Source organism: Pedobacter steynii, assembly GCF_001721645.1.
Classification (GTDB): domain Bacteria; phylum Bacteroidota; class Bacteroidia; order Sphingobacteriales; family Sphingobacteriaceae; genus Pedobacter; species Pedobacter steynii_A.
The window spans coordinates 111,293-126,809 of sequence record NZ_CP017141.1; the positions used below are offsets into that span (position 1 = coordinate 111,293).

13 protein-coding genes are annotated in these 15,517 nt (G+C 41.9%); 6 read left to right on the forward strand and 7 right to left on the reverse strand.

What is annotated here, in order from left to right:
• Nucleotides 1-22: 22 nt before the first annotated feature.
• The 7 genes from BFS30_RS00450 to BFS30_RS00480 form a co-directional block, all read right to left on the reverse strand.
• A complete protein-coding gene (locus BFS30_RS00450) occupies nt 23-1,669 on the reverse strand; it encodes a RagB/SusD family nutrient uptake outer membrane protein (protein WP_069377470.1) in 1,647 nt (548 codons plus the stop codon).
• Nucleotides 1,670-1,703: 34 nt separating this feature from the next.
• On the reverse strand, nt 1,704-4,769 hold the full coding sequence (locus BFS30_RS00455; RefSeq protein ID WP_083251884.1) for a SusC/RagA family TonB-linked outer membrane protein: 3,066 nt from the start codon (nt 4,767-4,769) through the stop codon (nt 1,704-1,706).
• A gap of 236 nt (nt 4,770-5,005) precedes the next feature.
• On the reverse strand, nt 5,006-6,841 hold the full coding sequence (locus BFS30_RS00460; RefSeq protein WP_069377471.1) for a beta-N-acetylhexosaminidase: 1,836 nt from the start codon (nt 6,839-6,841) through the stop codon (nt 5,006-5,008).
• Nucleotides 6,842-7,000: 159 nt separating this feature from the next.
• Complete coding sequence (gene tssD / locus BFS30_RS00465; protein ID WP_069377472.1) at nt 7,001-7,396, reverse strand: type VI secretion system tube protein TssD; 396 nt, start codon at nt 7,394-7,396, stop codon at nt 7,001-7,003.
• A gap of 39 nt (nt 7,397-7,435) precedes the next feature.
• A complete protein-coding gene (gene tssD / locus BFS30_RS00470) occupies nt 7,436-7,831 on the reverse strand; it encodes a type VI secretion system tube protein TssD (protein WP_069377473.1) in 396 nt (131 codons plus the stop codon).
• Nucleotides 7,832-8,071: 240 nt separating this feature from the next.
• The gene (locus tag BFS30_RS00475; RefSeq protein ID WP_069377474.1) at nt 8,072-9,598 is read right to left on the reverse strand and encodes an alpha-L-fucosidase; all 1,527 of its coding nucleotides are present in this window, start codon (nt 9,596-9,598) and stop codon (nt 8,072-8,074) included.
• A gap of 200 nt (nt 9,599-9,798) precedes the next feature.
• Nucleotides 9,799-10,422, reverse strand: a complete 624-nt coding sequence (locus tag BFS30_RS00480; RefSeq protein WP_069377475.1) for a sterol desaturase family protein — start codon at nt 10,420-10,422, stop codon at nt 9,799-9,801.
• Nucleotides 10,423-10,601: 179 nt separating this feature from the next.
• Between BFS30_RS00480 and BFS30_RS00485 the strand changes: the two genes are divergently transcribed.
• The 6 genes from BFS30_RS00485 (at nt 10,602) to gndA (ending at nt 15,510) form a co-directional block, all read left to right on the forward strand.
• A complete protein-coding gene (locus tag BFS30_RS00485; RefSeq protein WP_069377476.1) occupies nt 10,602-11,537 on the forward strand; it encodes a ring-cleaving dioxygenase in 936 nt (311 codons plus the stop codon).
• A gap of 2 nt (nt 11,538-11,539) precedes the next feature.
• Nucleotides 11,540-12,166: an alpha/beta hydrolase gene (locus BFS30_RS00490; RefSeq protein WP_069377477.1), complete on the forward strand. Its 627-nt coding sequence runs from the start codon at nt 11,540-11,542 to the stop codon at nt 12,164-12,166.
• 27 nt (nt 12,167-12,193) lie between these two features.
• The gene (locus tag BFS30_RS00495; protein WP_069377478.1) at nt 12,194-12,910 is read left to right on the forward strand and encodes a pirin family protein; all 717 of its coding nucleotides are present in this window, start codon (nt 12,194-12,196) and stop codon (nt 12,908-12,910) included.
• Nucleotides 12,911-12,914: 4 nt separating this feature from the next.
• Nucleotides 12,915-13,220 (forward strand): response regulator, encoded by a 306-nt coding sequence (locus BFS30_RS00500; RefSeq protein WP_069377479.1) that lies wholly within the window; start codon nt 12,915-12,917, stop codon nt 13,218-13,220.
• A gap of 114 nt (nt 13,221-13,334) precedes the next feature.
• Nucleotides 13,335-14,087: an ROK family protein gene (locus BFS30_RS00505; protein ID WP_069377480.1), complete on the forward strand. Its 753-nt coding sequence runs from the start codon at nt 13,335-13,337 to the stop codon at nt 14,085-14,087.
• A gap of 10 nt (nt 14,088-14,097) precedes the next feature.
• On the forward strand, nt 14,098-15,510 hold the full coding sequence (gndA, locus tag BFS30_RS00510; RefSeq protein ID WP_069377481.1) for an NADP-dependent phosphogluconate dehydrogenase: 1,413 nt from the start codon (nt 14,098-14,100) through the stop codon (nt 15,508-15,510).
• Nucleotides 15,511-15,517: the final 7 nt, after the last annotated feature.

Genomic DNA, 15,517 nt, shown 5'->3' on the forward strand with positions numbered 1-15,517 from the left:
AATTAACCAATTGCAGCCTCTTTTAATATCCCGGATTATTGGGATTCAGTTTACTATTTTTATCTACTGCCGCCTGCGGAACCGGCAGCTTCATTAATTTAGCATTCCAGGATCTTTTCTGCACTGAGGAATTTTTAATGTCCACCAGATCTTTCATAACTGCAGGTGCAATTCCCCAGCGTCTGATGTCAAAATAGCGATGACCTTCTCCGGCGAGTTCGATCCTTCTCTCTTTCCTTATCAATAAACGGACTTTATCCTGACTATTGTAAACGACTCTATCTACGACAGGCATTCCCACCCTGGTTCTGATTTCATCCAGTGCCTCATAGACCTCCGAATTGGGCCCGCTCAGTTCATTCTGCGCTTCAGCCAGGGTAAGTAAAACCTCGGCATAACGGATCAGTATCGCATTATTGAAAGCTTTATATTCTCTTTGCTCATTTGGATCCACCATTTTCCGGAATCCGTAACCTGTTTTGGAAGCACTCTCATTCACACCCCAATTATAGCTATATCCATTCACCAGTAAGTTCCATGGATTGCCATCAAATTCAATAGAGGCATAGAACCTGGGATCTCTGTTTTTATATTCATCCAAATACTTTGGATCTTTTGCATTATACCAGGCGGCCCGGGTAGTTACAGCTACCGGCACATGATCCTGGCCATTACTCATCCAGTAATCATCCACTAAAGGTTGGGTCGGACTGATTGACGCCCAGCCACCAACCTGAGCAGGCAACATCAAAGTATTCAAACCATGTGTATCTTTTTCAGGTGTATACTGTCGCTCCAGAATCACTTCCGAATTCCCCTCATTCTCGGCATAAAACAGCTTCTCATAACTACGTAAACCTAATCTGAATTTCTTTTCTGCCGCAGCATCTGCAAAATCCACCCATTTGCTGTAATCATCTTTCAGATCCTGAGCATTGGTTTCCGCAGTTACTTTAAACAGGCTATACCCCAATGCTTTTACTTCTTTCGCAGCAGCTGCTGCTGCTGCCCATTGTTTATAATACAGGTGAGCTCTGGCCTTCAGTGCCAGTGCAGCTCCCTTAGTAACTCTGCCCTTTTCCATTTTTTTACCTCCGGCATAAGAAACCGGCAATACTGCCCCGACTTCAGACAATTCCTTGATCACAAAACTCAGTACTTCGGTTTCTTTCGTTCTCGGCAACTCTTCTCCAAAGGGCAGTGTCTTCGTCACCAATGGAACATCTCCCACCAATAAAATCATATTCAGGTATTGATAGGCTCTTAAGAATCTTACTTCCGCTTTATAACGCTCCAGCAAGTTTTTATCCTCCGGTGTTTTGTCTATATTTTCCAGCAGGTAATTGAATTTTCTAATTGCCTTATACCCTGCTTCCCAGCCAAAATCCACTGTCAGGTTCACATCTCCAGAGCTCACCACAGTTGCAATACTTTCCCATGGATATTGTGCATAGGCATTATCCGCATAAGCATCATAATAGGATTGATAAGCATCTCCGGAAATGTCCATATAACAGGCATTTACTGCCAGAAAAGCATCATTACTGGTTTTCCAAAAAGTTTCACTTGAAATACTATCCTGTGGAATTTTATTCAGCAGGTCTTTTTTACAAGCTGATAATACGGCGGCAAACAGCCCCAGATATATGATATATTTAAATTTTTTCATCACTATATTTTCTAAATTAAATGAAGGCCAACAATTAAAAACGAACACTTAAACCCATTACATAAGATTTTAAACCGGGATAAGAAGACCTTGCTGAAGGCACCTCAGGATCAAAATCTTTAAGACGTTTATCTGCTCTTACCGTGAAAGGATTAGTTGCACTCAGGTAAATTCTCAAGCCACCCAGATGCATTTTCGAAAGCAAGGGATCGTTAAAAGTATAACCCAATGAAAGCGATTTGATCCTCAGGTAAGCTGCATTAAATAACCAGAAGTCTGAGAATACGGTATTTTGGGTGTTATTTTCTGACTTTAACACTCTTGGATACGCTGCATTTGGATCCGGGTTTTCTACCGTCCATCGTTGCTCATGAATAGGTTTTACCCCTGCACCATTAAAGAAGGCCATGGAAGCCTCGTTGTCCAGATAAACTTTAACATTCGTAACCCCCTGCGCAAGCATAGAGAAATCGAATCCTTTATACCCCATATTGAGGTTAAAACCATAGGTAAAAAATGGCTGATCATTTCCAACAATCGTCCTGTCATTGGCATCAATTTTACCATCCCCATTTAGATCCATGTATTTGATATCTCCGCCTTTAGAGGCTGAATTGATTTTAGGAGCCGCCGCCGCATCTGCATCACTGGCAAACAATCCCTGGGTTTTATACATATAGAAAGATCCCAATGGCTCACCTACTTTATAGATGTATTTATCGTTGATGTTACCATCTGCACTGGATAAGGAAGTAATTTTGTTCCAGACCTTAGCCATATTTGCCCCGATTCCATAAGTAAATGCACCAATATTGTTCTTATAGCCCAATTGCAATTCCAGACCTTTATTCTGAACCGAACCTGCATTCTGCGCCGGAGCCACCAAGCCATATTCCAGCGCACTTTGTAAAGAAAGTAAAATGTCATTGGTATTTCGGACATAATAATCAGCCGTCAGGTTGACCTTCCCTTTGAACATAGAAAGATCCAGTCCCAGGTTGGAGACTGTTGTCTTTTCCCAACTTACTTTTGAATTTGAGCCCTTTTCCTGCCATACCCCGTTCTGGGTCTGGTCTGCAAAAGAATAGGCAAACTTTGATACCAAAAGATCCAGATAATCATAATTACCTACATTGTCCTGGTTCCCCAGTTTACCCCAGGAGGCCCGTAGTTTCAGGTCGTCAATCCATTTGACCTGTTTCATGAATTCTTCCTGACTGATCCTCCATCCAGCTGAAAAACCAGGAAAAACAGCCAGTCTGTTCTCCGGTCCAAACCGGGAAGATTTATCAAACCTGATGTTCGCTTCCAATAAATACCTGTCGTTGAACACATAATTCATCCTTCCGAAGAAAGACTGAATAGCCCACTCTCCAAGGTTTCCTTCGTTCGTATTAAAATTAGGATTATTGGCCCCCGCGTTGATTACCCCAAGATCATTGTTTGGGAAATCTTTACGCCCCGCGCGGATAAACCTGGACTGGAACGACTCATAAGATGTTCCTGCCAGTATTTTGCCATAGTGTTTTCCAATTATTTTTTCATACTCTGCTGTTCCCTGCAAGAGCATTCTGTTGTTTCTATCCCACCTTTCGTCTAATGCGTTTGGTGTTACCGCTGTACTGGCGACCGGTTGTTTTGTCAAAAAGTTGATGATCGGCGCCATTTCATTTGTGAACGTTGAGGCCGTTTTATTGTAGGCATTATAAGAAGCTGTTCCGCGTAAAACCAGTCCCTCTATCAGGGTCAGATCAGCATTTACTGCAGTATTGATTCTTTGTTCTTTCGAACTGCTACGTCCTCCCTCTTCTATCGTTCTTACCGTGTTTCCACTAACCAGGGGGTCAAATACGCCCCCATTCAGGCTTCCCCAGGTTCCATCAGTATGACGAATCGGAATACTGGGTACGTTTCTGTTTAAAGTGGTAAATGAATAATCTCCCTTACCCATCTGGAACATCTCCTGAGTGAAAGAGCTGGTAGTACTCAGGTTCAGGCGTTTATTTACTGTTGCATTTGTATTTAAGCGGAAGGAATAACGATCCAGGTCTTTTCCTGCTTTCAGGGATTCCTGGTTCATGTAACCAAAACCGGAATAGAATTTAATTTTCTCTCCGCCGCTTACACTAATCTGATGGTCCTGTAATGGCGCATTCTTTCTTAATGACGCCTTATACCAGTCGGTATTCGGATACTTGTCCGAATCTTCTCCGGTGTCGAACTTGCGAATCTCTTCGTCTGTAAAGCGAACTGGTCTGCCCGCATTTTTCAGCGCTTCATTCAGCAAACGTGCATATTGCGGAGAGCCCAGGTATTTAGGGATATTGGTTGGCGCCTGTTGTCCATAATACCCGTTATATTCAATATTCATCACCCCTGCTTTTCCTTTTTTGGTAGTCACCAGGATGACTCCATTTGCAGCCCTGTTACCATAAATAGAGGCAGAAGCTGCATCTTTGAGTACTGAAATACTTTCCACATCATTGGAATTGATGCGGGCAAAATCTGCCGGGCTTGCCGGAATTCCATCTACGACAATCAAAGGCTCTTTTGAGACTGCGCTCTGCCCGGCCAGTGTGATCTGGTTCGTTCCGCGGAGAGACAAACCGCCGATATCGCCACCCACATCCCCTGTTGAGGATTTCACGGTTAAGCCAGGACTAATTCCCTGCAGGGCATTTTGCATAGAAGTAACCGGTCTGCCGGTAATCTGCGCAGAACTGATGCTGGCTACCGATCCGGTCAGGTTTACCTTTTTCTGCGTTCCGTATCCTACCACAACCACTTCGTTCAGACCCTGGTCTGCCTGAACCAGGTAGATGTCTAATTGTGTCTTATTGCCAACCTCTATCTGCTGACTGCCATAGCCGACATAGTTGACGATCAAAACTGCTGAAGCGGCGGATCCGACATCTAAAGTAAAATTCCCTTTGGCATCCGACTGTACGCCCTTCTTGCTTCCTTTAAGCATGATAGAGACTCCCGGCAGAGGCGAATTGTCTGCTTTATCCAGTGTTTTACCGAAAATATTTCTAACCTGAGCTTTTGCAAAGCCACAGGTCAGAAAAACAAATAATAATAGTAAATGTAAACGAATCATAGTTGGTTAGTTTAGGTGAATTATTGGTTATAAAGTTTGCGGGGGATGGCAGGACTAAAGTTAAGGGCGTTAAATGCCCGGAACTCTACTTTGATTGTCTAATGATGACACGATATTGTCCTAAATGATCTGCTCAACTTTATCAACCCTGACCTATCGGACTAAGCAGGCTATCAACAGAAAAGGCGCTATCCGGGTATGGATAGCGCCTTTTCTTGCAATAAATAATGAATGGCTTATTTTTTAGCCTTCTTTATTTTGGGAAATGAATCTGTAGATCCTTTTCTTTTGTCTTTAAAGAACAAGGCATATCGGATTACCTGATCCTTTTGTAAGGTTACCGGTTCTATATACCGTGAAGATGCCGGAGTCACTTCCCCACCATCGAGCGTAAACCTGATGATGCCATTTTTTGTAGGATCTGTTAATGCAATTGTAGAACTCAGTCCGGAAGTCCGGACTACCGCTAACTTTGGCACGGGAACACGGAACTGAATTCCCTGTTTTTCATACCGTTGATATTGAGCAACCAGTCTGTTGTTAAAGTCATCAAAATTCCTGGATGCTTTCGGCGACCAGTCTATTTCTGATAATGCAGCAATCCTCGGGAAGACCATGTATTGAAAATAATCTTCAGTACCGATAAACTCTGTCCATAAATTTGCCTGGGCTCCAAGGATATGTTTGGCTTCCTTATCTTTCAATGCCGGGTGGACAGGTTCAAAAGCATATACGCTATCCAACGGCACCCAATAACCGATAGCCATCGGTTCTATTTTAGAATCTGCCTGATATCCATCAAAATACAAATGAGAATATGGAGACATGATGGCATCATGGCCACTTTTGGCTGCTTTCAATCCACTTTCCACGCCTAACCAGGAATGAACGGTTGCATTTTCTGCCAATCCTCCCTGCATGATTTCTTCCCAGCCAATGATTTTCTTTCCTTTTTGATTGATGAATTTCTCCATTCTTCTGATAAACCAGCTCTGTAAAGCGGCCTCATCCGATAAACCTTCCGTCTTCATTCTGGCCTGACATTTAGGACAGGTTTTCCAGGCATCATGCGGGGCCTCATCTCCACCAATATGGATATATTGAGATGGGAATAAAGGCATAATTTCAGAGAGCACATCTTCCAGAAAAGTGAAGACCTGCTCATTTCCAGCACAGTATAAATCTTTTGATACGCCCCACACCTTTCTTACTTCAAAAGGTTTTCCATTTTCAAAGCTCACTGCTCCACATGCCAGATAAGGATAAGCAGTAATCGCGGCCACGGAATGTCCTGGCATTTCTATTTCAGGAATTACCTCTACATATCTGGAAGTGGCATAAGCTACCACTTCTTTTACCTGTTCCTGAGTATAATAACCACCATACCTAATCGTGTCTACATCTTTTTTACGATCCGGGCCAATCTGTGTTCCATTTCTATAGGCCGCAATTTCCTGTAAGCGCGGATATTTTTTGATCTCAATCCTCCAGCCCTGATCTTCTGTCAGGTGCCAGTGGAACTTATTCAGTTTATGTTTAGCCAGCTGATCGATAAACTTTTTGATAAAATCTACAGAAAACATATGGCGGCAGTTATCGAACATCATACCTCTCCAGCTGAAACGGGGTTCATCTTCGATAACCAGTGCGGGAATCTTTTTTGCTCCTGTTAAGGGAATTAATTGCTGAAGAGTTTGAATGGCATAGAAGAGGCCATTTTCTGTACTGGCTTTAAGGGTGATTTTTAGCGGGCTAACGTCCAGTTGATAGCCCTCTTTGGCTGTTACTGCCGGATCAATTTGCAGGCTAATTGTTCTTGCCCCTCTTTGCATCCACCTTCCGGTACGCAGTCCGGCTTTCAGACCACTGGTCTCCAGGATTGCAGACTGCAGGTAAACAGCGAGGTCTTTTAATTCCGTGTTCGGATAACTGATGTATACATTTTTATCCAATAAAAAACTCCCTTTTCTTTCTTCCATTTTTGCAGGTAAGGGAATCAGGGAGATCTTAGATTGTGCCGATAATTTGATAGAGCAGATCAGAAGAAATGCCAGGAGAAAAAATCTGTTCATGTGGTTTGTTTAGGTTTAATTTTAGCGTGTTATCACTGCCCCTAAGATAACCATTTAGTATAAGATTCCAAACGAATGTTTAGTATTGGTAAACAGATAGCATAAAAAAAATCCGCAGGAACCTGAAGCTCCTGCGGATTGCAACGAATGGTTATTTACTTAAGCTTTTGGCCAGTCGTTGATATGTTCTGCATTACCGATCTTTAATTTACGGGCCGATATTACAAAACTTAATGTCATTGGTGTATTGTCGTTCACCGCAATACCCTCGTTGTACTGGATGATGTAGCTGTCTTCGAATGACAATTCTTTCATCTTTGCATCTTCTTCACCTTTTTTAAAGGTAATGGTACCTGAAAGTGGTTTGTACTGATTGTTCACCATAGATTCAATCACTGAAGTATCTTCTGTAGATTCTACTTCAAGGTGAATTGTTCCACCGTAAACACCTGATGACGGACGTCCTTTTGCGTCTACGTCCCTGTTCAATGAAAAGCTGCACTGCAACACATCGAATTCTTTTGAACCTAAGTTCAGCCTGGTTTTAAATGCCATGATAATGTTTTTTTAAATGTTAAACTTCCTTAATTTGAATTATGCCTTAGGCCAGTCATTGGTGTGCTCAGCGTTGCCGAGTTTCAATTTACGGGCAGAGATCTGGAATTTCAATGTCATTGGATTATCTCCAACGATGTTGATTCCTTCGGAATATTTCACAATATATCCGTCTTCAAAATGAACTTCCTTCATCTTCGCATCTTCTTCTGATTTTTTGATCAGTAAAGTACCGGTTAAAGGTTTGTACTGGTTGTTTACCATTGCTTCGATGACAGAGGTGTCTTCGGTAGATTCGATCTCGATATCGATCGTTCCACCATAAACTCCGGAAGAAGGTCTTCCTTTTGCATCTACATCACGGTTTAGGGAATAGGCGCAGTGAAGTACATCGTACTCCTTGCCCGAAAAGTCTAATCTTGCTTTGAAAGCCATAACTTTTTGTTTTAGGGTTTGTTATTAATTAACTGTAAATGAGACATCAAAAAGTCTGCCATTTTTACGTTAAAATCAATACGGTATAAAATTAAGATAAAAATATCCTTAAAGTACTTCCTGCAAAGTTTGTTTTTAAATTAAAAATAATTTATTCGCTGTGTTTGAACGCAGTGTATGGATTACCAAACAATTTTAAGACAGCAGCATAAACAATCTGTCTTATTTCCTATACTATGTTTACTGGACACCACTCCCTTCAGGACGCAGGTATAATCCAACTTCAGCAATGGCCGGCTGAAGCCTCGAAGAAATAATTTTCAATCTCAGTTCTCTGGCAGTCACCGCAGGAAAACGCAGTAGACGTTTGTAACCGATTGTTGTTCCTTCCGTCGCCTTTTTCCAGCTTGTTCCTTCCTTATATTCCAATACAAACTGTTCTACTCTTTGTCCTATCTGCAGATTTTCCTGAAGAAGCAACACATCAAATTTTTGCGCTTTGTCCAGCTCAAAGTTCAGCAGCAGATGCCCTTCTCCTTTCTTTCCGGTTTTCCAGTAAGAACTATCTTTACCATCAAACAATGATGCTGTTTTCTTTGAAGCATTACCATTGACCTTTGCTGATTTCAGCAGGTTATTTTCAAATGTCTCATCCAGGTATTTCCTAAATCCGATTAAGGAACTGACATCACTATCGCTGATCAATCCGCGTTTATCGGGTGGGATATTCAACAAAAGCACTCCGTTTCTGCCCACCGAACTATAATAAATATCCAGCAGTTTTTCCGGTGTTTTCACTTTTGTATCTTCTGCCGGATGATGAAACCATCCCGGACGGATAGACACATCAATCTCTGCCGGATACCATACCAGGCTCTTTGCTTTAGCTATTTTTATCCGGCTTCCAAGATCATCAGACATCAGGTCACGTGGAGCAAAATCAACATTTTTCTGAGAATTAGCAGCTACCGCCTCAGGAATCATCTGATCTCCCGGAACGATGCTCCATTCTGTTTCTCTTCCATATCCCGTTTCTGTTCCAATCCATCTCACATCCGGACCCGACACCGCAATCGTAGCAGAAGGTTGCAATTTACGAATCAGGTTATACCATCTGTTATATTCATACACCTGCTTTTTACCGGTAGGTCCTTCTCCATTTGCGCCATCAAACCAGACCTCATCAATTTGTCCATATTGGGTAAGCAGTTCGGTCAGCTGATTGATGAAATAGTCGTTATACTGCATACTTCCAAAGTAAGGAGAATTGCGGTCCCAGGGCGAAAGATAAATTCCAAAGCCGATACCGAACTCCTTACAAGCTTCTGCCACCTCACGTACGACATCCCCTTTTCCCTCTTTCCATGGACTATTTTTAACCGAATGTTCTGTGAATTTACTTGGCCATAAACAAAATCCATCATGATGTTTCGCAGTCAGGATAATTTGCTTAAATCCTGCGTCTTTACAAACCTTCACCCATTGACGGGCATCCAGTTCCTGAGGATTAAAAATTTTGGGATCTTCCGTACCATCCCCCCATTCTTTGTTCGTAAAAGTATTGATCCCAAAATGAATAAAGGCTGTAAGTTCCAGTTGTTGCCATCTTAATTGTCGTGGGGAAGGTGTTACATTTGCCGCTTTTTTAATGATATCTGCTTCTTTGTCCTCAGGACTGATTTTTACATAATTCTTATCTGTAAAAATCTGCGCAATTCCCTTTTCTGGTAAAGCAAGTGCCGCAGCACAACTTAAAATAAACATCATGCGATGGCAAACTTTGCCTTTTAAAAACTTCATCTCCATTATTTATCCGGTGAGTATTGTGGTATCTCCAAAGAAAAGACGAATTCCAGTCATAAAATTGGCGATAATTGTCAAAATGTTAAGCTTTTTTGGCAATCACTCCTCTAATCCACTACGATGAGCAGATTATTCCGACCTCAGGGTATCCTACCGGACTAAGGTTATTTCGATGTCCTTTTTGAAAGCTCAGAGCCAAAAACTTTATCCCAAAGGTCAGAAGTTACCCCATAACCTTTCGTTGCATCATCGTAATGGTGTAACATATGGTGTTGTTTGAGTTTCTTCCAGAAAGGAGCGGTAAACTTTGCATGGTGCAACATGTAGTGTGTCATGTCATAAACCAGATAACCCAGTATGAAACCAGCAAAGAAGCCGTCCAGTATTGTTACAGGAATCAGCACTTTAAACAAAAAATAAAAGGCCGTGGCCAAAGGAATGCTTGCGGAGGGTGGCATCACCAATCTATGCGCATCATTTGGGTAATCATGATGTACACCATGAAAGATAAAGTGAATCCTTCTGCCCCACTCTGACTTTGGATAAAAGTGAAACACAAAGCGATGCATTACATATTCTATTAAGGTCCAGATAAAAAGCCCGACCAGGATCTGACCGATGGCAGTAAGCGGATTGTTTAGTACAAATGATTGCCAGCAAAAATACCCGATCACCGGAATGAATACAATCAAGGGTACAAAATAAGGAACTTTAGACAGGCTTTCTAAAAATGAACTCTTAAACATTCTAACAGATTCGGACGAATTTGATATATAATTCTTTTTCATTAAGATGGACTTTTGGGGAGTAGCAAACTTATGCAGGATTCGTTAAAATTTAATTTCTTAATAATAGTTATGAAACTATAATGACATTTTTAAAGTTACAAAAAAGTTATTTCTTACGATATGGTAAGATTTCCCCCGGTTGCAGGCCGTAATTTTGTGGTGTAATTAATAATTGAGTTATGAAAAACGAAATTTTAGGTATCCACCACATTACTGCCATCGCAGGAAACGCAAAAAAGAACTATGATTTTTATACCCGGGTATTGGGATTAAGGTTAGTTAAAAAAACTGTTAATTTCGATGATCCTCATACTTATCATTTTTATTATGGAGACGAACATGGAACTCCGGGGAGTATCCTGACCTTCTTCCCATGGGAAGGCATCGGAACCGGCAGAAGAGGGACCAGACAGGTGACTGAAATCGGATATAGTGTACCTGCAGGAAGTCTTGATTTCTGGCAGAGCAGATTTGAAAAAAACAACATCATTTATAATAAACCCGCGGTAAAATTCGGAGAAAGGTATTTAACTTTTCTGGATCCTGACGGCTTGAAGTTTGAATTGACAGAAGCAAAAAATCCGGATAACAGGGCACAGTGGGAAACCAAAGAAGTGAGTAAAGAAAATGCGGTTCATGGATTCCATCATATTACCATTACCACCAACAAAATGGAAGCCACTGCAGCAATTTTAACCCATGTATTGGGTTATCGCTTACAGGAAACTGAGGTAAACCGCTCCCGTTTCATTACTGATAGTGTGGAACATGCAGCAATTGTAGATTTAGTAGAAGCACCTGGGGAAGCTGTAGGGCATGTTGCAGGTGGTTCAGTACACCATGTTGCCTTCCGGGTTAAAGACGAAGAGACTTTGATGTATTTCAGAGATAAGATTGTGGAACTGGGTTTAAACATTACCGAAAAAATTGACCGCAACTATTTCTATTCCTTATACTTCCGTGAACCAGGAGGGGTACTTTTTGAACTGGCAACAGACAACCCCGGCTTCACCGTTGATGAGTCTTTAGAGGAGTTGGGCACCAATTTGAAATTACCGGCACAATATGAAAGTAACCGTGCAGTAATTGAGGGCATTTTACCTAAATTAAGTTAATTATGTATACACACCATAAAAACATCATCACGGCCGGAATTCCGGTAGAAAGTGCAGATAAAGCGATTATCTTTCTACATGGCCGTGGTGCTACGGCAGTCGATATCATTAGTCTGAACGATCATTTTCAGGTGGATGACGCTGCCTTATTTGCCCCGCAGGCAACCAACCATAGTTGGTATCCCTATAGCTTTATGGCGCCAGAGAATGAGAATCAACCGGCTTTAAACTCTGCACTGGAACTCATCTCGGAACTGGTGGCCGATATTGTTGCAAAGGGCATTCCATTAAATAAGATTTTTTTCGCCGGATTTTCCCAGGGCGCCTGTCTGACATTGGAATATATCAGCAGGAATGCTGCACAATATGGTGGTGCAATTGCATTTACCGGAGGCCTGATTGGAGAAACGATCAACAGGGCTAATTACAGCGGGGACTTCATGCAGACACCCGTATTCATCAGCACCGGAAATCCGGATCCTCATGTTCCGGTTTCCAGAGTTGAAGCGAGCAGCGATATCCTAAAAGAAATGAATGCAGAAGTACAGGTGAAAATTTACCCTGGAAGGGCGCACACCATTAGCAGGGAAGAAATTGATCTGGCCCGAAAACTGGTATTTCATCTTTAAGTTTAACCCGATATAAAAAACACAAATATGGCAAACACGATATTACATCAGGCCAACAGCCGCAGCCTCGCCGATCATGGCTGGTTGAAAAGCTATCAGACATTTAGCTTCGGAATGAATTATGATCCTGAACGCATACAGTTTGGTGCGTTGAGGGTACTAAATGACGACATCGTAGATGGAGGAATGGGATTCGGTGAACATCCTCATGACAATATGGAAATCATCTCGATTGCATTGGAAGGATCTCTTCAACATGAAGACAGCATGCAAAATGTAGCCATTATTGAACCAGGAGAAATACAGGTCATGAGCGCCGGAACAGGCATCTACCATAAAGAATTTAATAAGGACAAAAACCAGCCAGTGAAATTCCTTCAGATCTGGTTGTTTCCTAACCGGCGCAACGTTAGCCCAAGGTATCAGCAGGAACGATATGACACTTTACTAAAGCCCAATGAGTTTACCCAGATCTTATCCCCCGATCAGGAGGACAGCGGAGTCTGGATTTATCAGAATGCCTGGTTTCACATCGGTAAACTTGAAGCAGGAGTTAAGCTGACCCATCGTTTAAAAAACAAAGAAAACGGCATTTATGCATTTGTGATTAAAGGTGCGGTAAAAGTAAATGATCAGCAACTGGAAGAACGGGATGGCTACGGATTATGGGAAACCGAATCAATTGATATTGAAGCGATCAGCGCGACAGAGGTTTTATTGATGGAAGTCCCTATGAACTATTAATGCGATGGAAAAGACAGAAATTTTAGTAGTCTGCTGTCATCCGGAAATTTCAGCAACCATCATCCGCCTGATCAATAAAGATGAACAAATGACTGGTACTGCTGTGGTTTCTCCGGAAGCCGCAGTAGCCAGCTTTACTTCCGGATCATTTGACCTTGTACTGATTGGCGCAGGTTTGGCCCCGGAAACTGAAAAGCAACTGGAAACAGCACTCAAAAAGTTAAACCCAGTCATTCCGGTCATTTATCATTTTGGCGGTGGAAGTGGGTTGTTGTATACAGAGATTAAACAAGCCTTGAATAAGGTCTGAGGTGATGGAATGTTTTTTTATTGTATTATCTTGAGGTTTAGCATCTTTAAATGGACGATTTTTTGTTATTTTGAGTGTTATTAGTACACCGGGTTATTTTTATACAAATCCTACATGCCTGAAGAACAGAAAAACAAGAATATTTTATCCATCGATATTGGTGGAACAAGCATCAAAGCATGTATTTTAGACCCTAAGGGTGAACTGCTTTCCGAATTTAAAAAACTTCCCACTCCCAAAGACTCCAACCCGGAGCAGGTGATCAAATCGATCAGGGAACTGGTGGCGACACTGGATCTTCCTTTCGAAAAAATTTCTATTGGTTTTCCTGGTTATGTAAAATGTGGCGTGGTACAAACCGCACCAAACCTGGCTAAAAACAAATGGACCAATGTGGATCTTGCACAACAAATCAGTGATGCATTTGGAAAACCTGTCCGCCTGATTAACGATGCAGATCAACAGGCACTGGGTATTGTATCCGGTAAAGGTTTTGAAATTGTATTTACCGTAGGCACCGGTTTCGGCACAGCCCTGGTATTTGACGGAGACCTGCTTCCACATCTGGAACTGGCACATCTTCCAATTACCAAGACCAAGGATTACGATGATTATCTCGGCAATAAGGCTTTTGAGAAACACGGAAAGAAAGAATGGAATGAGCGTCTGAAACGCGTGATTGAAATCTACAAAACAGTATTTAACTACGACACCCTATATATCGGTGGTGGCAACTCCAAGGAGATTAATTTTCCATTAGACCATAACATCAAACTTGTATCCAACAAAGATGGAATCAAGGGTGGTGCAAAATTATGGGATATGGAAGAGAAGTTTCACGTATTCACCACACACCCTAAAAAATAAATAGCAGATAATGAACAAGTACACTTTAGGAATGATTGGCCTGGGCACAATGGGCCGCAATTTATTGCTTAACATGGCCGACAATGGCTTCTCAGTAACAGGTTATGATAAGAGTCAGGACATGTTAAAGAAGCTGGAGGAGGATGGTAAAGCACATCAATTGAAAGGTTTTGCGGTCCTTGAAGATTTCGTTCAAAGCCTGGAATTACCAAGAAGAATTGTTCTTCTGGTACCGGCAGGTCCCATTGTAGATAGTGTGATCCAGGAGCTTCTTCCTTTACTGGATAAAGGTGATCTGATCATTGACAGTGGAAACTCGCACTTTACGGATACCACCAGAAGGTCATTAGAACTGGCTGAACAGGGAATTCATTTCTTTGGAATGGGAATATCAGGTGGTGAAGAAGGTGCACGTTTTGGACCAAGCATGATGCCTGGCGGGGATAAAGCAGCTTACAATGCCGTAAAACCAATCCTTGAGGCGGTATCAGCAAAAGTAAATGGTGATCCATGTGTGGCATATATCGGTCCGGGAGCCTCCGGACACTTTGTGAAAATGGTACACAATGGTATTGAATACAGCATGATGCAAATCCTGGCTGAAACATATGACCTGTTAAAGAACAGCCTGGGTTACAACAATGAGCAGATCTATGCCGTATTCGAAAAATGGAACAATGGCCGTTTAAAATCCTTTTTATTAGAAGTAACCAGAGATGTTTTCAAGGTTAAAGATGTAAAATCCGGAGGTTACCTGATTGACGTGATCAAAGATCAGGCAAAATCAAAAGGTACAGGAAAATGGACTTCTCAGGTATCTATGGATCTTCAATTACCGATTCCTACCATCAACGAATCAGTAAGTGCACGTGATCTTTCCAAATTCAAAGATCTTCGGGTATCCCTTGGTGCAGCCTTGCCTCATCCTCCGGTTAAAATTGACGATGTAGAAGCTTTTATCGTTCATCTGGAGCAGGCTTTATATTTTGCGATGATCACTTCTTATGCTCAAGGTTTACACCTGTTGAACCAGGCTTCTATTGAATATAAATACGAACTGAACCTTCAGGAGATTTCCCAGATCTGGCGCGGAGGGTGTATCATCAGGGCGGTATTACTGGAAGATATTTATCAGGCTTATAAAAAACAACCTCAGCTGCCGCACCTTTATTCGGATGAAAGCATTCAGCAACAATTGAAAGATATCATACCGGGAACAAGAAATGTGGTAGTTACTGCAATTAACCATGGTATTGCCGTACCATGTTTTGCCTCTGCCCTTACCTATTATGATTCGTTAAGAACAGCAAATTCACCGCTTAACTTAACACAGGCACAGCGAGACTTTTTTGGCGCACATACTTTTGAACGTACAGATAGCGAAGGAATATTCCACGCGGACTGGAATTCAAACAATTCATAAATAACCC